Source organism: Sporosarcina pasadenensis (genome assembly GCF_047228845.1).
Lineage (GTDB): Bacteria > Bacillota > Bacilli > Bacillales_A > Planococcaceae > Sporosarcina.
This window is the reverse complement of record NZ_JBFEGM010000003.1, coordinates 245,650-269,037: the sequence shown is the minus strand read 5'-3', so window position 1 is coordinate 269,037 and position 23,388 is coordinate 245,650. Positions and strand designations below refer to the sequence as shown.

Below are 23,388 nucleotides of genomic sequence, written 5' to 3'. Positions count from 1 at the left end.
AAAAAGACCGCCGAATTTGGCAGTCTTTGTTATTTTTCAAACGGATTGAACTTAACTCTCCAGCCGTCTTCCGTCCAGTACATATGAAATTTCCTTTCAGACGGAAGATCAGGATAGAGCTCTGTGTCGACTGTAAGCGTTGCGATGCCTGGCCAGTTTCCGTTTTTGTCTTGCTCTAGGCCTTGGAAGGAAACTTTCTTATACATTTTGTCATCATAGGGTAGGAAGTATTTTTCCGGATTTTGCAAATAGGTTTCCTTGTCGACCACTTCTGAACCTCCACCTTGGTAAAACAGTTCATATTGCATTTCATAAAAGCCTTTATCGCCGGCATAGAAATACATGGCAAGTATATCCAATGGTTGGACCCATCTTAAATAACCCGCAGTATCATCAACACTGACTATTCCCTCATAGTAGAAAGCACTCATACTCATTAGTTCTTCCTGAAAATCCAATTCTGGACTCAGATGATGGGAGGGAAGCACTTTAATATTCTTGGTTCCGACTTCCCAAATGCCTTCCTCGTTAAAGGTCATCGGGACTTCCCCAACTGACCCCGGAAATGTTACTGAGCTATAGAATGTATGCTGATCTCGATAGACTGCTTGCCCGTCAAACCGTACTTCGCCGGGTTTGTGGAAGTATGAAAGACCTTTCCTCCAGTTTTCCACGTACATTTCCAGTGTATATTCTAAACCTGTTTCATCATACTTCAAATGGTTTTCATTCGTTAAATAATACATAGTTTCGGGATCATCCAATTCATTCGCAAGATCAAACATGGCAAGCACATGAACGGGTGATACCCCTTTCAGCAAGGATTTATCATATGTCTTCTTAAAATCCTCGTACAAGTCTTGAACTTCACTCTTAAATGAAGCATCTGGCAACTGGATGGTGACGTCCCGGAAATCCGGTCTTTCCCCATACATATACTCCTCAAGCACTCCTCCCCTGTACAGGACAAGCGCTTTCTCCAACTCATAATTGTCTAAAGCATCCCAGCTCGCCGATTTCCTCCAGCCCGACGCCTCCATTTCTTTGATAATCGGGTCCAGGATGTAACGCATTGGGGTTGCCTGCCCACCTCCAGCCATATTTCTCCACGCCTCTTGGTATTCGGGAAGCAATACGCCATCCGCATCAAAGATCTTTGTTTGATCGCTTCCTTTTAGGAGTTGGTTGAACAATCTGCTATAGTACCTTTTTAAGATCGGATATAAAGTGGAATCCTGTTCCACATTCATGAGGGTATACTCCATATCCCGCATCATTGAGCTCGATTGAAGCGGCGGATGATCAAGAATGCCTCCAAACATATACGGCTCATAAATGAGCATTTCTCGATATCCAAACGTATGTGTATGAAGATTTGAATTAAGCTCTTGATGCAAGTGTGACTCATAATACCGCGGGCCGATTTCACCCAAATACTTGTCTGTTTCCAAACGGAAAGATTGCTCCCTCATTGTGTTGATCATGTTTTGCAGCTGTTCTGGGAAACTCTTGCTCGTAAGCATGATTATTTCCACCTTGTCAACAGATGGGCTGACTTCAAATTCTTTAATGGCATCATAATTTTGGGAATTGATCGTTCCGTAAACGAAGAGCAGGTTTTTCACCTTCTCGCGGTATGTTGCAATAAAATCGATGCTTCCTGCTTCATTGTCGGTTAACGGATTTCGCTTCAAATCTTCAATCATCTCAGAGGGTAATTTTAATTCTTCAATCGCTTGAGTATATTGATTTAATAGGATCTCTTTTGCGTTTTCATATTGTTTAACATTCTTTACATAACTTTCAATTGAAAGCAATGCCATTGTAGTCGACCCTACATACTGCTCGAAATGCTCTTCATCCATTTTGAGCATTTCCCTGCGCTTTTCCTTTTCCACTTCGTACTTTGCTTTCAATTCCTCAATATAGTCGTCCAGCTCCGCTGAGTCGACGATATTCTCCTCAGTTTTCTGTTTCTGATCAAAAATATACCCAGTTCCAATGAGCCCGAGAATGAATATACTTGCAAAGCCCATGGCCCAAATGGTGAACGTCTGTCTGATTCCACCTTTTGAAGGTTTTTGCTCCTTCGGTTGTGGAGCTTTCTCCTGATCAATCATCCGAAAAACTTCATCCTGATCAAATGAGGAAGGCACATGTTCATACGACTTTTTCAAAAACTCCATCCGCTTTTCAAAATTGTCATTGGCCATGTGTTACCCCTCCGTTCATGTCCATCTCTTTTTTCAAGCCGTCCTTCGCTCTGAAAATCCGGGTTTTCACTGTTGCCAACGTTATATTCATGACATCCGCGATTTGCTGGTACGTCAAATCTTGAAAATAAAATAGGATCAGCGGAATTCTATATTTCTCCTCCAGCCGAATGATCGCTTCATGCAATGCCCGATCTTCTTCAAACAGCAGAACTTTCGCTTCGGATGATTGATGGTGCACCAAGTCACCTTCCGCTTTCATTCGCTCCTCCTTTGCAGTCTCCCTGCCCTCTTTTCGATAATAGTCGCGCGCCGTATTAAGCGTAATTTTATATAACCAAGTCGTGAATCTTTGCTGGTTGAATTGCGGCAGAAACCTGTATAGCTTTATGAACACTTCCTGTGTCACATCCGGTATATCATCAAGCCGCACGCCGCATTGGTATGAGAACTTCTCGACTGTTCGAAAGTGCATTTGCATCAGTTGCGAAAATGCTTCCCTTTCCCCATTTTGCGCACGTGTGATCAAATCAGATTCTTCCATTGTACCCCCCACTCTCCATCCCCTCTGATGATGATACGACAGTTATCCCATTATTGTTTCAAATTAAAAAACCGCATCTACATTTTCGTAGATGCGGACATTATTACACTATACATTTTGCTTCATATTTTATCGCCAATAACTTATACGCTATTTGCATGCACTTCTCTAGTGGAATCCAAAGCTCATAAGAATGCTCATAGATCTCACGGATACGTTTCGCAAGGTCGGTCGGGTGATCAAGAACTTGGAGTTCCGCAACAACATCGGCAATTTCAAGTTCATATGCTTTTCTGCCGACATTGAAGGGATCCCAATCTTCAAGCAGCAAGATTGCTTTTTTATTCATCTCAATAGTTTGCACGACAAGTCACCTTATTTTTTTCTTTTCTTTCATTTATGATAGCATAGTAATTGAAAAGAAAAAAGGAAATGAGGGATATTGGCATGAAAGAATTCGAACTAGTCATTGATCGAAAAAATACCCGTTCGGTGAAATGGGGCAATATGGAAGCCGTTTACGGAGTGGAAGACGCTTCGGAAGTTTTACCGATGTGGATAGCAGATATGGATTTCAAGGCACCGCAACCCGTCATCGCAGCCATGCAGGAACGGTTGGACCATGGTGTTTTCGGATATTCTTACATATGCACCAAATGTAAAGACGCTGTCCGGACATGGCTTTCAAAGAGACACGGATGGGAGACCGAAAATGATTGGATGCTTTTCCATCACGGCGTTGTTCCTGCAATTGCTACGGTTGTCGAGACATTCACAAATGTCGGCGATAATATTTTAATCACCCCGCCTGTCTATCATCCGTTCACCATTGTACCGAGCAATCAAAAACGTAACATTGTTGAGTGTAAACTGCGTGAAGAGAACGGCAACTACTCAATTGATTTCGAGGCTTTCGAGAAATCTTTGCAGCAAGACGTTAAATTATTCATCTTATGCCATCCACATAACCCCGGGGGCATTGTTTGGACAGAGGACGAGTTGCGAAACATCCTCCGTCTATGTAAGAAATATGATGTGCTGATCCTTTCTGATGAAATTCACGCGGACCTTGTACTCCCTGGGTTCAAGCATATTCCACTTGCTAAACTTGCCGAAGAAGAAGGCGGACAAGTCATCACGTGTATCGCTCCGACAAAGACATTTAACTTGGCAGGTGTACAGGCTGCAGTGATGATTACAGAAGACGAGGATCTCAAGCAGGCGCTCCAACAAAATGCAATGGCCCATGGTCAAATGGAATTGAATGCATTTGCCACTTCAGCCCTTATTTCTGCATTCACGGAGTGTGAAGAGTGGCTCGATAATTTGCTTCAAATTATTTCATCCAATATGGATTATGTCATCAGCACATTAACAGAGGCAGTTCCAGGAATTCAAATTCAAAAACCGCAAGCAACGTACTTATTATGGATTGATTACCGCGGAACAGGGCTATCTGAAAAAGAGATGATGGACAGATTATTGAATAAAGGAAAGTTGGCGCTGGAGCCTGGTACGAAGTATGGTGAAGCCGGCAAAGGATTCCTCCGCATGAATGTCGCTACTCCACGTTCGATTGTTGAAGATGGAGTAAAGAGATTCATTATGGCAATGGAATAAATTGATGTAAGGACGGATTCCAAGTGGATTCCGTCCTTTTTTAACGGTATTCTCTTTGGACGGGGAACGAGCGTCTTTGTGCGCAGAACCATTCGCTTTGAGCGCGGAACCATTCGCTTTGAGCGCGGAATCACTCGCTTTGAGCGCGGAACCATTCGCTTTGAGCGCAGAACCGACCGCTTTGAGCGCCGAACCACTCGCTTTGAGCACGGAACCGACCGCTTTGAGCGCCGAACCACTCGCTTTGAGCACGGAACCGACCGCTTTGAGCGCCGAACCGACCGCTTTGAGCGCGGAACCGCTCGCTTTGAGCGCAGAACCGCTCGCTTTGAGCGCAGAACCGCCTGCTTTGAGCGCAGAACCGACCGCTTTGAGCGCAGAACCGACCGCTTTGAGCGCAGAACCGACCGCTTTGAGCGCAGAACCGACCGCTTTGAGCGCGTCCCATAAAAAAGGCATGATCCTGTAAATCGGATCATGCCTTTTGCATTAAAATTCTTGTTTTTCTCTTGCCTCGCGGCGTTCGCGTAGTATTCGTTCTTCCAGCTCGCGAGTTTCCTCTTCCTGTTTTTTTGAAATCCGCTGGATCCACCTATAGGTGATCACAAGAAGAATCATAAAAATGACAAAAGAGATTGCTGCTGGAATATATTCTGATTTATCTTCCGGGAAGTAAAGGAACGGCATTAGTAGAACGTTCATTTACGTACACTTCCTAACGTGTCTTATTTCTGGATGATTTCAATCGATTCGATTGAAATTTCTTCAGCCGGCTTATCTGATCGGCCTGTCTTAGCAGATGCGATCTTATCTACAACATCCATTCCTTCGATCACTTGACCGAATACAGTATGCTTCTGATCTAGATGAGGTGTACCGCCATTCGCTTCGTACGCTTTGGCGATTTCTTCAGGCCAGCCGCCTTTAGTCAATTGCTCTGCTGACGCAGGAGGATTTGAAGCTTGTACGATGAAGAATTGGCTTCCGTTCGTGTTTGGACCGGCATTTGCCATCGACAATGCCCCTCTTAAGTTGAAAAGATCCATCGTGAATTCATCTTCGAATGAATTACCGTAGATGCTTTCCCCGCCCATACCTGTACCTGTCGGGTCGCCGCCTTGAATCATGAAGTCCTTAATGACACGGTGGAAAATAATTCCGTCATAATAGCCGTTCTCTGCATGTGTCAAAAAGTTCTCGACTGTTTTTGGCGCTTGTTCTGGGAATAGTTTAATTTTAATCGGACCCATTGTCGTATTCATGACGACAAGAGCTTCGTTCGCTGCAACTTCATTCGATAATTGTGGATACATAGTCGTGGCCTCCTCATTGGTCGCTTTATCTGATGATTCATCATCAGTTTTTTGGTCTTTCTCTTCGTCTTCGCTTTGCGCATTCGACGATCCATTCGTTGCCGTTTCCTGCCCCTTTTGTTCACTTTGACCACAAGCGGCAAGCAACAATAGTAAAAAGATTGAAAGCAATGTTAGCGACATTTTTTTCATAATCATTCACCCTGAAACAGTTTACCATAACCTAAAATGTTTTTCGATTGATAAGCACGAAATTTCCTTCGGGTCCCGAACTGTTCTATAATAAGCAAAAGCGCAGGGCGCCCGGAGTCTAGACGTGATGAGTCATACATTACGTTTACTTCCCTCAGACAAAGGGAAATCCTATTCCTGATATACATTTGCCAATAAACATATCGCCGATATGAACGAAGATCGGCGTATTAATGAAAGCGGGTCACTTACATGAATGTACAAAAACGGAATTTCATCATCATTTGGTTCTCAAACTTTCTAGTTGCCGGAACGATGACGATGATTATGCCATTCTTGTCTTTATATATCGAAACGTTCGGGGATCATTCGGATGCATACGTTCAAAAATGGGCTGGATTGATTTTCGGAGCGACGTTCATCACCGCTTTAATCATGGCGCCTGTTTGGGGACGCATTGCCGATAAATACGGGTTTAAACCGATATTGCTCATTAATGGCTTTGGAATCGCAATATCAGTATTCATGATGGGGTTCGTCCATTCTGTTGAAGCATTCTTCATCCTCAGGCTTTTCAACGGAATCGTTACAGGATTCATACCAACATCGCTCGCATTTGTTTCATCTCAAACCGAAAAGGAAGAAGCCGGCAGAAAACTTGGGACATTGCAAATGGGGAGTGTGACGGGAACGCTTTTCGGACCTGCATTAGGCGGATTGATGGCCGATGCGTTCGGATTTCAATATACGTTCGTCGTCACTTCATTATCAGTCGTCGTAGCAGCCCTGATTGTTTTATTCGGGATTAAGGAACAAAAGAAAGTGAAAAACAAGAAGGCGGTTCATTACTCGCGGAAAGTGATCCTAAGTGGACTGCTCCACCATCGTCTCATGTTGAATATTATGCTCGTCACAGCATTAATCCAAATCGGCAACTTCAGCATTCAGCCCCTTCTGTCACTTTACGTGGCGGAGCTGACTGATTCAAATGACGTCGCCTTCCTGGCAGGGCTTACGTTCAGTGCCGCGGGAATCGGAAACCTCCTGTTCGCGAGGAAATGGGGGAAATTGGGAGATGACATCGGTTACGAGAAAGTGCTCGGCGCATTGCTCATCCTTTCCTTCATCTTCATTATTCCGCAAGCATTCGTTTCGTCCATCTGGCAATTGATGATTTGCCGGCTACTATTCGGTATTGCGATAGGCGGCATGATTCCGATCACCACTGCTCTCGTACGACGTGAAGCACCGGTCGATATGCAAGGAGAAGTGATGGGCTACAATACGAGCTTCCGATTCCTCGGCAATATTATCGGCCCGATGTTTGGAGGAATCATCAGTGGCTACATCGGCATTTCGTCCGTTTTCCTCTTGACCGGCGTCCTATTCCTTATCGGGTTCGGATTCCTTTATCTTGCAAAACGTAAGCCCGTACAAGATTTTGAAGATTTCTTGGAGCAGGAAAACAGACAAGCAAACGTTTAACTTTAGCACATTTCCAAAACGGAAATGTGCTATTATTTTTTCATAGGAAGGGGCGGCGATTTGAAGAAGTTTACAATCTATTTAGTAACGATAATGATGATCCCCCTGCTTATCGTCATACAGCAAGCTGCAGCCAAAGAATGGTCGGAAGCACAGGTGTTAAAGGAAAAGATCGGAGATACGATCGAACTGGCGGAATCATCCATCATGCTTCCCATCTCTATGACTGACCGAAACGGAAGGATTTTTGCGGAGGAATATGTGGAATGGAGACAACCACTTTCTTTGGAGTCCATTCCCGATTTTGTCCAGCAACTATTCCTAGTCAGTGAGGACCAAGGATTTTTTGAACATAAAGGCTATGATGTTGCGGCGATTGTTCGCGCCTTCGCCGTCAATGCAAGAAACGATGACATGAGTCAGGGAGGATCGACAATCACCCAGCAAGTCGTAAGGATGCGTTTTCTGACAACCGAAAAGACATACGAACGTAAATTCAAAGAGCTGCTTTACGCAGCGGAACTGGAAAAACAGTCGACGAAAGATGATATTCTCGAAATGTATTTGAATGAAATGTTTTTCGGCAATCAAGTGTATGGAATCGGAGCGGCCGCCACTTATTACTTCAATCGGCCTCTCGATGAATTGAATCCTGCCGAAATGGCGTTCATCGCTGCCATCCCGAACAACCCATCCAGATACGATCCACTCCGCCATTTTGATAAAACAAAAAAGCGGCAAGAGCTTCTCTTATCCGTCCTATCTATAAACGGGGTCATAACGGAGCAGGAAGCGGAAATGTGGAAACAGGAAAAAATAACGTTGGACGTGAAGTCAAAGGCCAATGAATTTAATATGTACAGCTCGTACGTATTGGCGGAGCTTGAAGAATTAATTGGCCATACGGAAGGGTTCAACGCGTCGATCGAAGGGGCAGCAACTCCAAGTGAGAGACAAACGCAAATCAATGCATTGAAAAAAAGGACGGCAGAAGTGATCGCTGGAGGAATCCGAATTGAGACAGCGCTTGACACTAGGAAGCAAAAACACGATGAAGCTTCCCTTTCTTCCTTATTGAGGTCGAAAAATTTACAAGCGGGGGCAGCTGTCATCGATAATTCAACGAAAGAAATCGTAAGCATCTACGGAGGCAAAGGTTTTCGCAAAGGGGATTTCAACAGAGCCTACCAAGCTGTAAGGCAACCCGGCTCGGCCATTAAACCATTGTTGGTCTACGCTCCGTATCTTGAAAGCGGTCCTTACAACGAAAGGACGCCGATCGACAGCAGTAATATTTGCATCGGTTCGTACTGCCCGACGAATATTGGAGGGCATTCGTATGGGATGGCGACCGTGAAGGAAGCGTTCCGTCATAGTCATAACACAGCGGCGGTGCGGTTGTTCCGCAAAGTGGGGATTAAAGAGGCTTTTGCACACTTGAATGTTTTCCGATTTAAAAATATAACGGATGAGGACTTCACGTACCCTGCTGCTCTCGGAGGATTCCATAGAGGCGTGACGCCACTTGAACTCGCTTCGGCCTATTCCAGTTTCGTAGATGGCATGTACTCCACACCTCACGCAATCAAGGCCGTAAAGGACCGTGAAGGGAACACACTCTACGAATGGAAAAATGAACCGGTGAAAGCATGGTCGGCAACAACCGTTTCGACGATCCAAAACCTGATGGAAGATGTCGTATTGAATGGGACAGGTAGAGGAATTCGTTATACAACAACATATACAGGTGCAAAAACGGGTACGACAGACCGTTACAAAGACTTATGGGTTGCGGGAATGAACGACCGGTACACAACAGCCGTTTGGATCGGCTACGACAAACCCGCCTCCATCCAGCACCTAAGCAACCAAAAAATTCACCTGCGCGCTTTTAATGAATTACTATTTATCCCGGAATGAGGTGCATTTGATGCATAATACTTTTAAGAAACTGCACTGCATTCCAAGATGACACCGTTGATTGAAGCGAAAGGCGGCGACTCCTGCGGGAACAGCACGAGCTGAAAGCCCCGCAGGTACGCAGTGCCGAGGAGATTGAAGCCGTGCCCGCGGAAAGCGTCCGCCTGTAGCGGAAATCAACATTATGAGTTATACCACCGGCAGACTCGCAAGTACTCCATTATAAAGCTTCAACACTATGTAAATAATACCGGACAAAAAGATTCCCCATACGAGAATCTCAAAAAACAACAAGCCGACCATGCTTGGCATCGTCATGAACTTGCTCAACTTGAACATCGTAAAGACAAAGTAGACAAACGTCGTCAACAAAAAGATCGCCAACAGAATCTTCACCGACTGTATCCCACCTACCGAAGCGAGCGCTCCGAAAAAATAGATGAGATTGCCGCTCTTCGCCTCACTATACGACTCCCCCACCGCATCAATTGAAAAAAACAACATCGCCGTTTCATGAATCGTTTCCGCAATGAGCTTCAACGCCGAAAAAAACATAAAGAAGGCAAGCGAATAAATGACGAGAAGAAAAAGGCGCAGCTGCGTTTCCGTCAAAAACTCCAGCATACCTGCATAAAGACCGATCTGGCCGAAAAAAACGATCGACGCACCTACCAAATAAACACCGAACGTCAAACTGAAAAGTGTTATGGTCAAAAACGGCAAATAGCCGAAAAGATATGGATTCCTCATTTGACACCCCGAACGCAAATATTTTATCTTTCCCTATAATATAGGAAGCGAAACCAAATTCGCAACGATTGTCCAATTGTACCCTATGCAATCCATTACCATTTACGTTATACTTTAAAACAATGTTAAGTATAATGATTCACTCATTGGAAGGAGGATTACTTTGGAATTTGTATTACTGATTTTCCTGCCGATTGTGGCGGCCCTATTCATACCGTTACTTTTCCGAAAGATTAAAGGTATACATACTGGTTGGTTCGTACTTGCCGTCCCCGTTCTTTTATTCATTTATTATACATCGTTCGTTAAGACGACGATGGACGGTGGACATGCCTTATCTGAGCTGCAATGGATTCCTTCGCTCGGCATCTCATTCGTATCCTATTTGGATGGATTGAGTGTTTTATTCTCCCTGCTTATTACGGGGATCGGAGCGCTCGTTGTGCTGTATTCGATCTTTTACCTTGATAAGAACAAGGAGAAGCTAGGCAACTTCTACGTCTATCTTCTTCTTTTTATGAGCGCGATGCTTGGGGTTGTCCAATCGGATAATGTCATTTCGCTCTATCTGTTTTGGGAGCTGACATCAATTTCATCATTCTTATTGATCGGTTATTGGTTCACCCGTGACCGTTCAAGATTCGGTGCTTTGAAGTCGATGATGGTGACTGTTTTCGGTGGACTGATGATGCTTGGGGGATTCATTCTTCTCGGTATTATGGGAGGCACGTTCTCCATTCGGGAACTGATTGCTAAATCATCCTCTTTTGTGGGACATGAATTTTTCACTTTGGCACTTGTGCTCATTTTGCTTGGGGCGTTCACGAAATCCGCCCAGTTCCCATTTTACATTTGGTTGCCGGATGCAATGGAAGCGCCTACACCTGTCAGCGCATACTTGCACTCAGCAACAATGGTGAAGGCGGGACTTTATCTTGTAGCACGTTTCACTCCAATTTTCGCAGCATCCGAAGTATGGATCTGGCTCGTAACGGGGATCGGATTGCTTACTTTGTTCTGGGGCTCACTCTTTGCAGTAAAGCAAACGGATCTGAAGGCCATACTCGCCTTCTCGACTGTCAGTCAGCTCGGCTTGATCATGTCGCTTCTCGGAGCTGGAGCTATCACGTTTCATGTAAATGAAGCGTTGTTCTCCTTTGCAATGTTCGCTGCCATTTTCCATTTGATCAACCATGCGACGTTCAAAGGAAGCTTGTTCATGATTGCAGGAATTGTCGACCATGAAACGGGTACAAGAGATATCCGGAAGCTCGGCGGTCTGATGAGCATCATGCCTGTCAGTTTCACTGTCGCATTCATCGGATCGATGTCCATGGCTGGCTTGCCGCCATTCAATGGATTCCTGAGTAAAGAAATGTTTTTACAATCAATGCTTGCAATTCGCCACTTTGAATACTTCAATTTTGCCACATGGGGAGTCGTCTTCCCTGTCGTAGCGTGGATTGCTAGTGTATTCACTTTCATTTATAGCTTTTATTTTGTGTTCAAGACATTCGCTGGAAAACAGAAAGTTGGAAAGTTGCCGCAGGAACCTCATGAAGCGCCCGTCGGGATGCTTATATCCCCGGTAATTCTTGCTTCGTTAGTTGTTGCCATCTTCTTCATACCGAATGTCGTAGGGAAATGGCTCGTTAAGCCTGCTGTCATGGCAATCCAGCCATACCAATATTCCCATCCTTCGGAAGTGGAGGTCCATGTTTCCGCATGGCACGGCTTCGCGTCTGTCGAACTGTGGATGACAATTGGAATCATCATTATCGGTGCCCTTCTATACTTGTCGCTGTCTAAATGGCAGAAGTTTTATGGAATCCAGCCTGATTCCATTTCCTTGAATGCAATGTATGACGCAACAATGACGTTCAGTGAAAAAGGGATGAACCGACTATCTCGTCTGTATATGACAGGACTCATCCGTACGTATCTGTTGTACATATTCGCTTTCTTGTCGGTTACAACGATTGCGATGCTCTTCTTACAAGATGCATTTGTCGTGGATATGTCCAGTTTTTCAAAAATAAGTGTGTACGGTTTGATCAATGCCGTCATCTTGTTGTTAGCAATCGCTTTCGTACTGCTATCCAAAACGAGGCTTGGGGCGATTATATCGCTTGGGTCAGTAGGCTATTCGGTCGCTCTATTTTTCGTCATTTTCAAAGCGCCAGATTTGGCACTTACACAATTGGTCATTGAAACTGTATCGGTTGCGCTGTTCTTATTGGCCTTTCAACATTTGCCAAAGCTATCCGATCATGGAGAAACGAAAAGCAATAAGCTAGTGAACGGCATCATTGCTCTTGGGGTCGGCGTGACTGTGACGTTGGTTGCTTTGTCTTCCCACTCACAGAAACTTGTCGCATCCATCTCCCAATATTACAAAGATACTGTCGAAACAGAGGCCGGCGGAGGAAATATCGTTAACGTCATCCTCGTAGATTACCGTGGATTCGATACATTATTCGAAATTGCCGTCTTGGCAATTGCCGGAATTGGCGTTCTCGGGATGATTAAACTTCGACTGGCGAGAAAGGAGAGTTCAGATGAAAACAAATGACGTCATTTTACAGACGACGACAAAAGTTGTATTTTTCATCATTTTCCTTTTTTCCATCCATATTTTCTTTGCTGGGCATTATACACCCGGTGGAGGCTTCGTCGGCGGCTTGCTGACGACGGGGGCGATTGTCCTCCTATTGCTAGCTTTTGATTTGAAAACCGTGCAGAAAGCATTGCCATTCAACTTCACGATCATGACTGCAATCGGGTTGCTATTGGCGCTCGGGACTGCTGCTGGTGCAATCTTTTTCAATGTCCCATTCTTCACACATGCTTTCGACGACTTTACTCTGCCATTATTCGGAGTGACTTCCCTTCATACGGCGATGGTGTTTGACGCTGGTGTTTTCCTCGTCGTCGTCGGCTCGGCTATTACAATCATCCAGTCAATTGGAGGGGATTCGTAATGGAATTAGTAATGGCTATATTAATCGGTGTCTTGTTCACCGCCGCAGTCTATTTGATCCTATCAAGAAGTCTATTGAAAATTATCATCGGCACGGGTTTATTGAGCCATGGCGCCCATCTGCTCATCCTTACGATGGGTGGGCTTGGAGGTTTGGCACCCCCCGTCATCTCGGAAGGTGTGACGGACTTTGCAGACCCGTTGCCGCAAGCGCTCATTTTAACAGCGATTGTCATCAGCTTCGGTGTCACGGCCTTCATGCTCGTGATGGCTTACCGTGCTTACGCTGTCCATAAAACCGATGACATGAATCAAATGAAAGGAAATGACGAACATGATTAACTTACCTTTATTACCGATCATCCTCCCTTTCCTTTTCGCGATTCTGTTGCTGTTCTTTAAAGAAAATATCCGGATTCAACGGGCGCTGTCATTGGTCGGTGTCATCATCAGCCTGATCGCCTCGTTCTACTTGCTTGTGACCGTCAAGTCGGAAGGGGTACTAGCTGTCACGCTCGGTAGTTGGCCCGCCCCGTTCGGGATATCGATGGTATCGGATATGTTCTCCGCATTGCTTGTCACGACAACTCTGTTAATAACATTGTTCGTTGTTGTCTACAGCTTCACCGCAATCGGGGAAGAACGGGAAAGATACTTCTACTACCCTGCCATCCTCTTCATGGTGACAGGCGTGAACGGTGCTTTCACGACTGGCGATATTTTCAATATGTTCGTCTTCTTTGAAGTGTTGCTGATCGCCTCTTATTTACTGATTGTCCTAGGCGGAGAAAAAAAGCAATTGAGTGAATCGATCAAGTACATACTTGTCAATGTCGTTTCTTCAGCATTATTCGTTATTACAGTTGCTTATCTTTATTCAGTCGTCGGTACGTTGAACATGGCTGATATTTCGGTGAAAATTGCAGAGGTCGGCCAGCCTGGAATCATTACGGTGATCGCTGTTCTCATGCTGATCGTATTCGGGGTCAAAGGGGCGATTTTCCCGCTCTACTTCTGGCTTCCTGGATCGTACGCTGCACCGCCTATCCCAGTACTCGCCCTGTTCGGTGCGTTGCTGACGAAAGTCGGTGTCTACGCAATCATGAGGACATATACATTGTTTTTCGTACACAATGTCGGCGTCACACATGAAATTTTGATGGTTGTATCCGTCCTGACGGTCATCGTCGGCTGTGTCGGCGCATTGGCGTACTTCGACTTGAAGCAGATCATCATTTACAACATCGTCATTGCGGTCGGAGTCATCCTCTTTGGAGCGGCTCAAATGAATGAGGCAGGCATTTCCGGCGCCATTTTCTACTTGGTGCATGACATGCTCATCAAGGGGGCCTTGTTCCTTTTAATCGGGATCATTATTTATGTGACCGGAACGTCGAATTTGCGGAAGATGGGCGGCTTAATGAAAACCCATGCCCCGCTCGGATGGTTCTACTTGATTGCCGCCTTCGGATTGGCAGGCATCCCGCCATTGAGTGGCTTCATCGGTAAATTGCTCATCGCACAAGGTGCATTCCAGGCAGGCAACATTTGGGGAAGTATCATCATCCTCGCTTCCAGCCTAATCGTGCTGCTCTCTGTCATCCGGATCTTCATTTATGCGTTCTGGGGAGAGCCTGTAGAACTGCCTAAAACGAAACGGAAGCCATATGCACGCATGATGCTTCCAACAATCGTACTAGTCGTTCTATCAGTCTTTTACGGGGTCGGCACAGAATGGATAATTCCTTACGTGACAGACGCCACGGACGTATTACTACAACCATCCATCTATATTGATGCGGTGCTAAAGGAGTAGATGTCGATGGCATTTCAAATATTATTGAACTTTTTCATCGCCGTCATCTGGATGTTCATGAATTCCTCTTTGACCGCGACAACTTTCATCATCGGTTATTTGATCGGTTTAATCCTAATCATCATGACTAGACGATTTTTCAATTCAAGGCTCTATGTTTGGCGACTATGGGCGGCCATTAAATTGACGCTCCTATTCTTTAAAGAATTGACGCTATCAAACATTTCTGTTTTGATGCTCGTCATACGTCCTAAATTGAAGCTCCAGCCAATGATATTCGCATTGCCGACGGAGCTTGAGCATGACTGGGAAATTACACTCTTATCGAGCCTGATCACGTTGACACCAGGGACAATTGTGCTTCATGTATCAGATGATCAACGGACATTATACATCCACGCCATTGATGTTGATGATGTGGATGAAGCGATCGATTCGATAAAAAATTCCTTTGAAAAGGCGATAATGGAGGTGAGCCGAGCATGATGACGTTCATATGGGTGTCCCTGATCCTCGTTGTGTTGTCGATGATCGGCATCATGTTCCGTGTATTCCGCGGACCATCCGTGCCCGATCGGCTCATCGCACTTGACGGTATAGGTGTATTGCTCATTTCGGCAATCGCGCTTATTTCGATTCTTTTCGACACAGCATTTTTCATCGATGTCATTTTGCTGATTGCAATCATGTCGTTCATCGGTACCGTGTCATTCTCCAAGTTCATTGAGAGAGGAGAGATCATTGAACGTGACCGTAATCGCTAATATTTTAATTGTAACGACCATTGTCGTCGGCCTCATTTTCACGATTGTGACGATGATCGGTATTTTACGATTGCCCGACGTCTACACGCGTGCTCATGCCGCATCGAAAAGCGCCACACTTGGCGTCCTGAGTATATTGCTTGGCGTGTTCTTTCATTTCTGGTTGAAGGAAGGCCATTTCAGTATCTCACTGCTTCTAGGAATCGTATTCCTCTTCATCACCTCTCCAATCGGCGGCCATTTGATGGGTCGGGCCGCTTATATGTCAGGGGTCAAGCCGACTGAATTGACTGTCGGAGATGATTTGAAGGATGCCGTCAAAGAGGCGAAAGAGAAGAACTTGCAACGATTAAAAGACTAAACAACAGCTAGACTAAAAAACAGCTAGACTAAAAAACACACTCGGTTTCCGTAGAGGAATCCGAGTGTGTTTTTTAATACGGAAAGCCGTATGGTGGAAAACCATAAAACGGAGAGTATCCAAATGGATAGTAATTGTATTGAAATCCAAATGGATAAGGATTATAAGATGGAAACAACGCACTGCCAAGGAGGCCGCCTACCAAACCTCCTAAAAATGGCCCTCCAAATCCAAAACCGAATCCAGGCCCGAAATGTCTAAACCCCCTGTTAAAACCGCCGTACCCATGATGAAATCGTGGCATACATATCCCCCTTTCTCACTTATCCTATTCGTGACGGGCTAAGTGAGGAGGGACGGATGCCCATGAGTCGTATCAATAACACCTGGCATCCAAATTATAACGACATGCTCAAGAATCCATTTGGTTACGTCAGATCGGCATCCGCCATACGTTCCACAATCGTAGCAAGTGTGCGGACCATGACACCCGTCGCGCCTTTCGGTCCGAGATCATGGGCTGCAGACGCATCAGATGTACCTGCGATGTCCAGATGGATCCATGGAGTGTCTTCCGCGAATTCGCCGACAAATCCTCCTCCGAAGATCATATGGCCGTCTCGGCCCGGAGAGTTGTTCAAATCGGCAACATCACTTTTTCGTATACGCTTCTTATCGTTTTCCGTCAGCGGCAATCTCCATACAAATTCGCCTGTTTCCAAAGATGCCTGCATGAACTCCTCAAAGAATTGTTCATCATTCGTCAATGCCCCGGTCTTGTCATTGCCTAATGCGACGATGACGCCCCCTGTAAGCGTGGCAACGTCGATTAGGTAATTGGCGCCGGATTGCTTGGCGTACGTGACCGCGTCAGCAAGAACGAGTCTTCCTTCCGCGTCCGTGTTCAACACTTCAATCGTCTTCCCGCTTAGTGATGTTATAACATCATCCGGCTTGAACGCTTCGCCTGAAACCATATTGTCCGTCGCTCCGATGACCGCGATAACGTTTTTGGCAGGTCGCAGCTCGCCAATGATATTCATCGCACCAAGCACGGCTGCCGCTCCGCCCATGTCGCCTTTCATGCCAACCATTCCTTCACGCGGTTTTAATGAGTAGCCGCCTGTATCGTACGTCACTCCCTTGCCTACGAGACCGACGACATCTTCCCATTGTTCTGTTCCGGCATATTTCATTACGATGAGACGAGGCTCCTCGACAGATCCTTTGTTGACAGCCAAGATGGCGCCCATTCCTAGTTCTTCCATCTCTTTTTTGCCTAGTATTTCAATTTCAAAATCATATTTTTCCGCAAGCTCTTTTGCGTAGTCAGCCAGTTTCGTTGCAGTCAGTATGTTTGGCGGTGTATTGACGAGCGTACGTGCCTCATTCACCGCGTTTGCATATGTACTGCCCACTTCGAATGCAGCCTTCAATTCATCTTCATCCGCCGATGTCAAAAATGTCGCCGTTTCCAAATCGACATCTTTCTCGTTCGAATTTGTCTTATACCCTTCGAATTGGTATGAGCCCATGCCAATTCCTTCCGCTGCGGCAAAGACGACATCTTCACACGTCAATTCCTCATTCGTAAAAGGAGCTGTCCAAATGGCTACTGACGATGCTCTTGATGATTTCAATTTTTTTCCTAAAGCTGCAAAGGATTGACGCAAACGTTCCACCGTCAGTTTTTTAGTTGCGCCTAGACCGATAAAAACGACACGCTCATATCCACGCGCTTCCAAAGCTGGCATCTTGACGATTTTTTTGAAGTCAGTCTTAACGTCTCCGGATTTGATCCAATCCTTGAGACGCGGACTGAATGAGTCGGCGAATGTCTTCCAACCTTCAACATTTTCCGGATGTTCCGGCACGCCAACGACGAGCACTTCCGAATTCAGATTGCCGAAATCGGGTTCGATAAATGATGCTTTCATTTGACTACCTCCCACTTTTCATACATCCTCTATTATATACCAATAGGCTGTCGAACCAAAAAGAATCATTCAAAAAAATCGGACTTTCGATAGTCAATGACAACCGATATGGTATACTATTTGTAGATTTTTCATTAGAAAAGGAGTGGAATCATGTCCTTATTGCAAAACACTCCGCTCCTCGCGGCATTATTTGCGATCTTATTCGCCCAATTCGTGAAAATTCCGATCCACTTTTTATTGACAAGGAAATTGGACTGGAAATTGATGACGTCCACTGGCGGCATGCCGAGCTCCCATTCAGCCGCAGTGTCTGCATTGACGACAGCCATCGCTTATGAAGTCGGCCTCGGCTCTCCGTTATTCGCCGTGTCTGCCATTTTTGCAGTCATCGTCATGTTCGATGCAACCGGCATCCGTTATCAGGCAGGCCAGCAGGCATTAATCATTAATCAAATGAGAGTGGATTTTCAAACTTTCGTGACAGAGGTGAAAGGCTGGCCACAGAAAGACGGACAGCAAAAGATCATGGAGCTGAAAACCCTTCTTGGCCATAAGCCTAGCGAAGTCTTTGCAGGTTCAATGACGGGCATTTTCATTTCCGTCATCACGTATTCATTTTTCGTGTCATAAACAAAGAAAAAGGTGCTCCCTTGTAGGGGCACCTTTTTCTTTGCGTATCCATTAGAACATTTGATATCCTTGCTTCCTGAGCAGCTTAATGACAAACCCTGAAATGATGGCGCCAACTAACCCGCTTGCTAGAATGATAATATCGGCTGCATGAAGGGACATGATTTTTTCGCCGAGCAACCCGAAAGAATGGCCCGGTTTTGTGAAATACTCATATACTTTCACTTCATCGATAATCATTATGACGACTATCGGATAGACGATAGCCATTAACCACGTCATACGGAGTAGCATATTCAACAAGAAGCCTATTCCGAAAAACATGACCATGAAAATAATTATGGATAAAACGACATGCGTTAATGAAATTGTTCCCAAATTGTCTACCTCCGCTTTCCATTCATCATTTTACAGGAACGGTTGCACGCTTTCAATAAAACGATGGCAATTCAATGATTTGTCGAAATTTGAACACTACTTCTATCATTTTTTATAAAATAGCTTATATGATGTATACCCGAACCAGTCTCCCGGATCCATCTGTTCCATTTCCAACACGCCTGATTCAATTGCCCTTTCCGCAATCTCTTTAATCATTGCGGATACATTAGGTAGATCCTTCAATTCGAATGGAGTTTTCCAGGCGACTTCCGATATTTCCTTCTCTTGAGGAGTTAAGAGTTGATCTTCATTCAGAGGGCTCAATAGAAAAATCGCCAAATTATCGCTAATATCCCCATTCAAGATGCCGGTACGGAATCCGACCATCCCTTCCAATTTGCAATCAAGCCCTGTCTCTTCCTTCACCTCACGAATAGCAGCTTGGTCCGCTGTTTCATCCCCTTCCACAAACCCCGCAGGCAACGACCACATCCCTTTCAGTCCGCTATATGTCTTTTTGACGACGAGCCATTGACCTTTACTGTTCATGACAATGCCGGACGCCCCGAGCCATACATTTCCGCGCTTCTTCTGCGCCATAGATATCCTCCCCTCCTAAAAAAACACCCGCCACTGAATAGGCGGGTGTGATATAAATTATAATTTCGGATCTTATTTAAGTAAGTTGAATTTACCTTTTTTAATCGTCAGGCCTAATCCACCGATCATGTAAAGGGAGCGGTTGTCTACCATCTTTTTCATGAATGATGCTTTTTTACCCATCAATTTCTTGCCGAAAGCAACACCGATTGCATCGTCGTCACCTAGGGAAGCGATGGCACCTTTAATATCCGGCTTGAACTCGGATGTCGGGTTGCCTTTGATCAATGCGATCAAGTTATTCGCACACATATCACCTTGCTGCATCGCAATTTGCGCTGTCGGAGGGTATGGACGGTTTGTCTCTTCATTGATCATCAATGCGCAGTCACCAACGATGAATACGTCATCATGGCCAGGAGCACGAAGATCCTTCTCAACTTTGACACGTGCACGCATGTTTTCAATGCCAGTTTGTTCGATCAAGCGGTTGCCTCGAACTCCAGCAGCCCATACGACAGTGCCGGCTTTGATGAATTCAAACTCATCTTCGCCTTTTTTAATGTTGACGCCTTCAGGAGTTGCTTCTACCACCGGCGTACCGATTGAGAATTCAATTCCTTTCGCTTTCAATTGTCTTACAGCATAGTCGACCAATTCAGGGTCGAATCCTGGTAAAACCATAGGTGCCGCTTCTACACAAATGACCCGTACTTTCTCTTGTGGGACATCGAACTCTTTGCAAAGCTCAGGTACACGGTTTCCAAGTTCCCCTAGGAATTCAATTCCTGTGAAGCCAGCTCCGCCGACGATGATTGTCAAACGGCTATCATCTTTTTCATCTTCAAGAGACCATGTTGCAAATTGATATTCAATATGTTCACGGATTTGACGCGCAGCATTGACGTTCGCAATTGACAATGCATATTTGTCCAATCCGGGGATGCCAAACGTTTCACCTTCAAAGCCTAACGCAATGACAAGGTAGTCGTAAGTATGCGTACCGACGTTAGTAGTGACGACTTTTCCTTGAATATCGATTGCTTGAACTTCAGCTTGAACGAATTGCACTTTTCCTTCGTTGATGACACTTTTAATATCATAGCGAACTTGTTCAGGCGATAATGTTCCCGCAGCCGCTTCATGTAACCAAGTCGACTCGTAATGATATTCATTTTTGTTAATTAGTACGATATCAGCCTCGTCAGCGCCGATGGATTTTTGCAAGTTGACGACTGTGGATAAACCGCCGTAACCCGCACCTAATACTAAGATTGTCGGTCTTTTCACGAAAATCGTAACCACCTTTATTTTTATTATGTGCCGGGTCCGTTGAAAATCGGTTCATACAACGATTTGCTCAGTCCTGGCATTTGCCTTAATTCGACAAACTTCTACTATTCAATAGTAGCCGTTTTGGTAAGCCTTTTCAACATCATAATGATAAAAATCATTAATTTGAATATAACAATAAAACCCTCTCCATCCAGATGAACCCGAAAAGCTCCTTTGGATGCGGGAGGGATTGTGTTTAGTTATGCCTGACGCGGTCGCATCCAGGATGTTGTAAGCTTAATCACAAGATTCCGGTGAGCCGACTTTCTTAGCCGTCCTGAATGAAGTTCCGCAGCCGCACGAAGCGATGGCGTTCGGGTTTTCAATCGTGAAACCCCCACCCATCAAGGACTCTTTGTAATCGACCTTGGTCCCTTCAAGGATTGCCGCATCCTCTTTCGAAACGACAATTTGAATGCCATGCTGGGATAAAAGATGATCATCCTCAGATTTTTCCTGCTCGAATCCTAAGCCATATGTTAATCCGCTGCAACCCCCGCCGTTTACTGCAACGCGAAGGAATGAACCTTCCTCACCGTTATGGGTCATCATTTCCTTTACATGAAATGCCGCAGCTTCAGTAATTTCAACGTATTGTTTCATTTACATCCACCTTCCCGCTTTTCCTCTATCATATCAGTGATTTTACCGATTACGCAATGATATTAACTCAATCTAAATGATGTTGATGTATAATAGAAAGAATTGTACGAAAGGATGATGATGATTGGAAGTTAGTCCGACGTATGTTAAGAAAATGGAATGCTTAAACTGCATCGAGAAATTTACGACAACAAAGATCCGTTCACGCTTCGTTCGTGTTACGAAGCATGAAAGCGATTTTAAACCGATATATGCGGATGCTAGTGTTAATCCGATTTTATATAACGTGGCTGTTTGCCCAAATTGTGGATTTGCCTTCACCGATGAGTTTTCCAGTTATTTTGCACCCAGTGTGAAAGAGGAAATTGCACAAAAGATCACTTCCCTTTGGAGCGGCAGGTCGTTCGGGGATGAACGTACAATCGACGAGGCGATTGAAGCTTATAAACTCGCTTACGTCAGTGCGAGTGTGAAGAAAGAGAAATCGTTGACGATGGCAGGCATTATGCTACGGATTGCTTGGTTGTATGATGATAAGGAAGACATTGAGTCTAGTAAACGGTTCAGGACAGTCTCACGAAATTTGTATACAGAGGCGTATACTTCGGGGTATCATGCCGGGACGCAAATGTCCGAGACGAGGGTTTTGTATCTGATGGCCGAACTATCTTTTCAAATCGGTGATATGGATGAGGCGATCCGGAACTTTTCACGGGTCATCGAAAGTCAAAGGACGGCGACCGATCCTCACATTATCGAGATGGCTAAAGAAAGATGGCAGGAGATCAGGGAGAAGCGCGAGAAAAATGCTCACTCATAAATGAGGTGTATGGCTTTGAGCGCGGAACGCCTTGCTTTGGGCGCGGAACACCTCACTTTGGGCGCGGGACGCCTTGCTTTGGGCGCGAATGCCTCGCTTTGGGCGCGGAACGCCTTGCTTTGGGCGCGGAACACCTCACTTTGGGCGCGGAACGACTTGCTTTGGGCGCGGAGCACCTCACTTTGGGCGCGGAATGGCTCGCTTTGGGCGCGGAACGCCTTGCTTTGGGCGCGGAATGCCTCACTTTGGGCGCGGAATGCCTCACTTTGGGCGCGGAATGCCTTGCTTTGGGCGCGATATGCCTCACTTTGGGCGCGGAGCGACTCGCTTTGGACGCGCGCGTTAATAAATTGAAAACAAAAGGGACTGTCGCAGAAATTTCTTCTGGACAGTCCCTTTTTCAATTAGAATACTTGCTCGACTTCGACGACGCCAGGTACTTCTTCAAGCAAAGCTCGTTCAATACCTGCCTTCAAAGTGATTGTTGAACTTGGGCATGTGCCGCAAGCACCTAGGAGACGAAGCTTAACAACTCCCTCTTCAATATCTACGAGTTCACAGTCTCCGCCATCCCGAAGCAGGAATGGGCGCAATTTATTTAAAACTTCTTGTACGGGTTCCATCATCGCTGTATCTGTCATTGTATTATTTCTCTCCTTTCATTATACTTATTATAAACTGGATTGAAGAAAAAATCCAATAGAGAATCGGAAGGGGTCATAATCGTGGAGAAAAACAAAGTAAAAATCGAAATTTACGGAGCGGATATTATATGCGCGAGCTGTGTGAATGCACCTTCTTCAAAAGATACATACGAGTGGCTGGAGGCAGCAATTGGCAGGAAGTATCCTGATCAGCCATTTCATATTGAATACATCGATATTGAATCGGACATCGCGGATCCGAAACAGAAAGGCATTGCGGAGCAAGTGAGGAATGATGAGTATTTCTATCCGCTTGTCATTATCGAGGATGAAGTGATCGGCGAAGGCTATATTCAGTTGAAACCGGTGTTCAATGAGTTGGAGAAGTATGGATTTACTCCCGCTTAATGTTTTTATTGATAATGAAGCAAGTTAACTGAGAACCAAAAAAACCTTTTCCGCGTGTTGTGGAAAAGG

Annotated in this window: 27 protein-coding genes and 1 pseudogene; 14 read left to right on the top strand and 14 right to left on the bottom strand. The window is 45.2% G+C overall.

The window, feature by feature from the left end:
• Positions 1-29: 29 nt before the first annotated feature.
• The 3 genes from AB1K89_RS06770 to AB1K89_RS06760 all read right to left on the bottom strand — a co-directional run bounded on the left by AB1K89_RS06770 (position 30) and on the right by AB1K89_RS06760 (position 3,121).
• Complete coding sequence (locus AB1K89_RS06770; RefSeq protein WP_413054001.1) at positions 30-2,213, bottom strand: hypothetical protein; 2,184 nt, start codon at positions 2,211-2,213, stop codon at positions 30-32.
• The gene (locus tag AB1K89_RS06765) at positions 2,203-2,757 is read right to left on the bottom strand and encodes an RNA polymerase sigma factor (protein ID WP_413054000.1); all 555 of its coding nucleotides are present in this window, start codon (positions 2,755-2,757) and stop codon (positions 2,203-2,205) included. The genes AB1K89_RS06770 and AB1K89_RS06765 overlap by 11 nt, the downstream gene beginning before the upstream one ends.
• Positions 2,758-2,860: 103 nt before the next feature.
• A complete protein-coding gene (locus AB1K89_RS06760) occupies positions 2,861-3,121 on the bottom strand; it encodes a DUF1871 family protein (RefSeq protein WP_252503916.1) in 261 nt (86 codons plus the stop codon).
• An 83-nt stretch (positions 3,122-3,204) separates the two neighbouring features.
• Here AB1K89_RS06760 and AB1K89_RS06755 point away from each other — a divergent pair, with 83 nt between their 5' ends.
• Positions 3,205-4,377: a MalY/PatB family protein gene (locus tag AB1K89_RS06755; protein WP_413053999.1), complete on the top strand. Its 1,173-nt coding sequence runs from the start codon at positions 3,205-3,207 to the stop codon at positions 4,375-4,377.
• Between the two features lie 141 nt (positions 4,378-4,518).
• Here the strand turns inward: AB1K89_RS06755 and AB1K89_RS06750 are convergent.
• The 3 genes and pseudogenes from AB1K89_RS06750 to AB1K89_RS06740 form a co-directional block, all read right to left on the bottom strand.
• A pseudogene (locus AB1K89_RS06750) lies at positions 4,519-4,836 on the bottom strand (DUF6944 family repetitive protein); the annotation flags it as partial.
• Between the two features lie 30 nt (positions 4,837-4,866).
• The gene (locus tag AB1K89_RS06745) at positions 4,867-5,079 is read right to left on the bottom strand and encodes a hypothetical protein (RefSeq protein ID WP_413053998.1); all 213 of its coding nucleotides are present in this window, start codon (positions 5,077-5,079) and stop codon (positions 4,867-4,869) included.
• Positions 5,080-5,102: 23 nt separating this feature from the next.
• A complete protein-coding gene (locus tag AB1K89_RS06740; protein ID WP_413053997.1) occupies positions 5,103-5,882 on the bottom strand; it encodes a peptidylprolyl isomerase in 780 nt (259 codons plus the stop codon).
• A 252-nt stretch (positions 5,883-6,134) separates the two neighbouring features.
• Here AB1K89_RS06740 and AB1K89_RS06735 point away from each other — a divergent pair, with 252 nt between their 5' ends.
• Both AB1K89_RS06735 and AB1K89_RS06730 read left to right on the top strand, forming a co-directional pair.
• Positions 6,135-7,367 carry an MFS transporter gene (locus AB1K89_RS06735; RefSeq protein ID WP_413053996.1) on the top strand — a complete coding sequence of 411 codons (1,233 nt, stop codon included), beginning with the start codon at positions 6,135-6,137 and terminating at the stop codon, positions 7,365-7,367.
• 60 nt (positions 7,368-7,427) lie between these two features.
• On the top strand, positions 7,428-9,287 hold the full coding sequence (locus AB1K89_RS06730) for a transglycosylase domain-containing protein (protein ID WP_413053995.1): 1,860 nt from the start codon (positions 7,428-7,430) through the stop codon (positions 9,285-9,287).
• 189 nt (positions 9,288-9,476) lie between these two features.
• Here AB1K89_RS06730 and AB1K89_RS06725 read toward each other — a convergent pair whose 3' ends face one another.
• Positions 9,477-10,037, bottom strand: a complete 561-nt coding sequence (locus AB1K89_RS06725) for a DUF5366 family protein (RefSeq protein WP_413053994.1) — start codon at positions 10,035-10,037, stop codon at positions 9,477-9,479.
• Between the two features lie 163 nt (positions 10,038-10,200).
• Between AB1K89_RS06725 and AB1K89_RS06720 the strand changes: the two genes are divergently transcribed.
• Genes AB1K89_RS06720 through mnhG form a run of 7 tightly spaced genes read left to right on the top strand, consistent with a single transcriptional unit; the run spans position 10,201 to position 15,958 of the window.
• Entirely contained in the window at positions 10,201-12,609 is a 2,409-nt protein-coding gene (locus tag AB1K89_RS06720) for a Na+/H+ antiporter subunit A (RefSeq protein WP_413053993.1), read from the top strand.
• Positions 12,596-13,018 (top strand): Na(+)/H(+) antiporter subunit B, encoded by a 423-nt coding sequence (locus AB1K89_RS06715; protein ID WP_252503923.1) that lies wholly within the window; start codon positions 12,596-12,598, stop codon positions 13,016-13,018. Before AB1K89_RS06720 ends, AB1K89_RS06715 begins: the two co-directional genes overlap by 14 nt.
• On the top strand, positions 13,018-13,359 hold the full coding sequence (locus AB1K89_RS06710; RefSeq protein ID WP_413053992.1) for a Na(+)/H(+) antiporter subunit C: 342 nt from the start codon (positions 13,018-13,020) through the stop codon (positions 13,357-13,359). Before AB1K89_RS06715 ends, AB1K89_RS06710 begins: the two co-directional genes overlap by 1 nt.
• On the top strand, positions 13,352-14,833 hold the full coding sequence (locus tag AB1K89_RS06705) for a Na+/H+ antiporter subunit D (RefSeq protein WP_413053991.1): 1,482 nt from the start codon (positions 13,352-13,354) through the stop codon (positions 14,831-14,833). Before AB1K89_RS06710 ends, AB1K89_RS06705 begins: the two co-directional genes overlap by 8 nt.
• A 6-nt stretch (positions 14,834-14,839) precedes the next feature.
• Entirely contained in the window at positions 14,840-15,319 is a 480-nt protein-coding gene (locus tag AB1K89_RS06700) for a Na+/H+ antiporter subunit E (RefSeq protein ID WP_413053990.1), read from the top strand.
• Complete coding sequence (locus AB1K89_RS06695) at positions 15,316-15,597, top strand: Na(+)/H(+) antiporter subunit F1 (RefSeq protein WP_413053989.1); 282 nt, start codon at positions 15,316-15,318, stop codon at positions 15,595-15,597. Before AB1K89_RS06700 ends, AB1K89_RS06695 begins: the two co-directional genes overlap by 4 nt.
• Positions 15,581-15,958, top strand: a complete 378-nt coding sequence (gene mnhG, locus AB1K89_RS06690) for a monovalent cation/H(+) antiporter subunit G (RefSeq protein WP_413054026.1) — start codon at positions 15,581-15,583, stop codon at positions 15,956-15,958. The genes AB1K89_RS06695 and mnhG overlap by 17 nt, the downstream gene beginning before the upstream one ends.
• Positions 15,959-16,031: 73 nt before the next feature.
• Here the strand turns inward: mnhG and AB1K89_RS06685 are convergent, their stop codons facing one another.
• Positions 16,032-16,262 (bottom strand): hypothetical protein, encoded by a 231-nt coding sequence (locus AB1K89_RS06685; RefSeq protein ID WP_413053988.1) that lies wholly within the window; start codon positions 16,260-16,262, stop codon positions 16,032-16,034.
• A 124-nt stretch (positions 16,263-16,386) separates the two neighbouring features.
• Positions 16,387-17,895, bottom strand: coding sequence for a leucyl aminopeptidase (locus AB1K89_RS06680; RefSeq protein WP_413053987.1), 1,509 nt, complete (start codon positions 17,893-17,895; stop codon positions 16,387-16,389).
• Positions 17,896-18,048: 153 nt separating this feature from the next.
• Between AB1K89_RS06680 and AB1K89_RS06675 the strand changes: the two genes are divergently transcribed.
• Entirely contained in the window at positions 18,049-18,528 is a 480-nt protein-coding gene (locus AB1K89_RS06675) for a divergent PAP2 family protein (protein WP_413053986.1), read from the top strand.
• Positions 18,529-18,579: 51 nt separating this feature from the next.
• Here AB1K89_RS06675 and AB1K89_RS06670 read toward each other — a convergent pair whose 3' ends face one another.
• The 4 genes from AB1K89_RS06670 to AB1K89_RS06655 form a co-directional block, all read right to left on the bottom strand.
• Positions 18,580-18,906 (bottom strand): YuiB family protein, encoded by a 327-nt coding sequence (locus AB1K89_RS06670; RefSeq protein ID WP_256470615.1) that lies wholly within the window; start codon positions 18,904-18,906, stop codon positions 18,580-18,582.
• A gap of 105 nt (positions 18,907-19,011) precedes the next feature.
• On the bottom strand, positions 19,012-19,509 hold the full coding sequence (locus AB1K89_RS06665) for an NUDIX domain-containing protein (RefSeq protein ID WP_413053985.1): 498 nt from the start codon (positions 19,507-19,509) through the stop codon (positions 19,012-19,014).
• A gap of 72 nt (positions 19,510-19,581) precedes the next feature.
• Complete coding sequence (locus AB1K89_RS06660; protein ID WP_413053984.1) at positions 19,582-20,799, bottom strand: NAD(P)/FAD-dependent oxidoreductase; 1,218 nt, start codon at positions 20,797-20,799, stop codon at positions 19,582-19,584.
• A 282-nt stretch (positions 20,800-21,081) separates the two neighbouring features.
• Entirely contained in the window at positions 21,082-21,447 is a 366-nt protein-coding gene (locus AB1K89_RS06655) for a HesB/IscA family protein (protein ID WP_413053983.1), read from the bottom strand.
• Between the two features lie 124 nt (positions 21,448-21,571).
• Between AB1K89_RS06655 and AB1K89_RS06650 the strand changes: the two genes are divergently transcribed.
• Both AB1K89_RS06650 and AB1K89_RS06645 read left to right on the top strand, forming a co-directional pair.
• Entirely contained in the window at positions 21,572-22,267 is a 696-nt protein-coding gene (locus AB1K89_RS06650; protein WP_413053982.1) for a DUF2225 domain-containing protein, read from the top strand.
• The gene (locus AB1K89_RS06645) at positions 22,222-22,755 is read left to right on the top strand and encodes a hypothetical protein (protein WP_413053981.1); all 534 of its coding nucleotides are present in this window, start codon (positions 22,222-22,224) and stop codon (positions 22,753-22,755) included. Before AB1K89_RS06650 ends, AB1K89_RS06645 begins: the two co-directional genes overlap by 46 nt.
• Here AB1K89_RS06645 and AB1K89_RS06640 read toward each other — a convergent pair.
• The gene (locus tag AB1K89_RS06640; RefSeq protein WP_060210554.1) at positions 22,672-22,908 is read right to left on the bottom strand and encodes a NifU family protein; all 237 of its coding nucleotides are present in this window, start codon (positions 22,906-22,908) and stop codon (positions 22,672-22,674) included. The two genes, AB1K89_RS06645 and AB1K89_RS06640, sit on opposite strands and share 84 nt — an antisense overlap.
• Positions 22,909-22,992: 84 nt before the next feature.
• On the opposite strand from AB1K89_RS06640, the gene AB1K89_RS06635 reads away from it, so the two are divergent.
• The gene (locus AB1K89_RS06635) at positions 22,993-23,319 is read left to right on the top strand and encodes a YuzD family protein (protein WP_413053980.1); all 327 of its coding nucleotides are present in this window, start codon (positions 22,993-22,995) and stop codon (positions 23,317-23,319) included.
• Positions 23,320-23,388 lie beyond the last annotated feature (69 nt).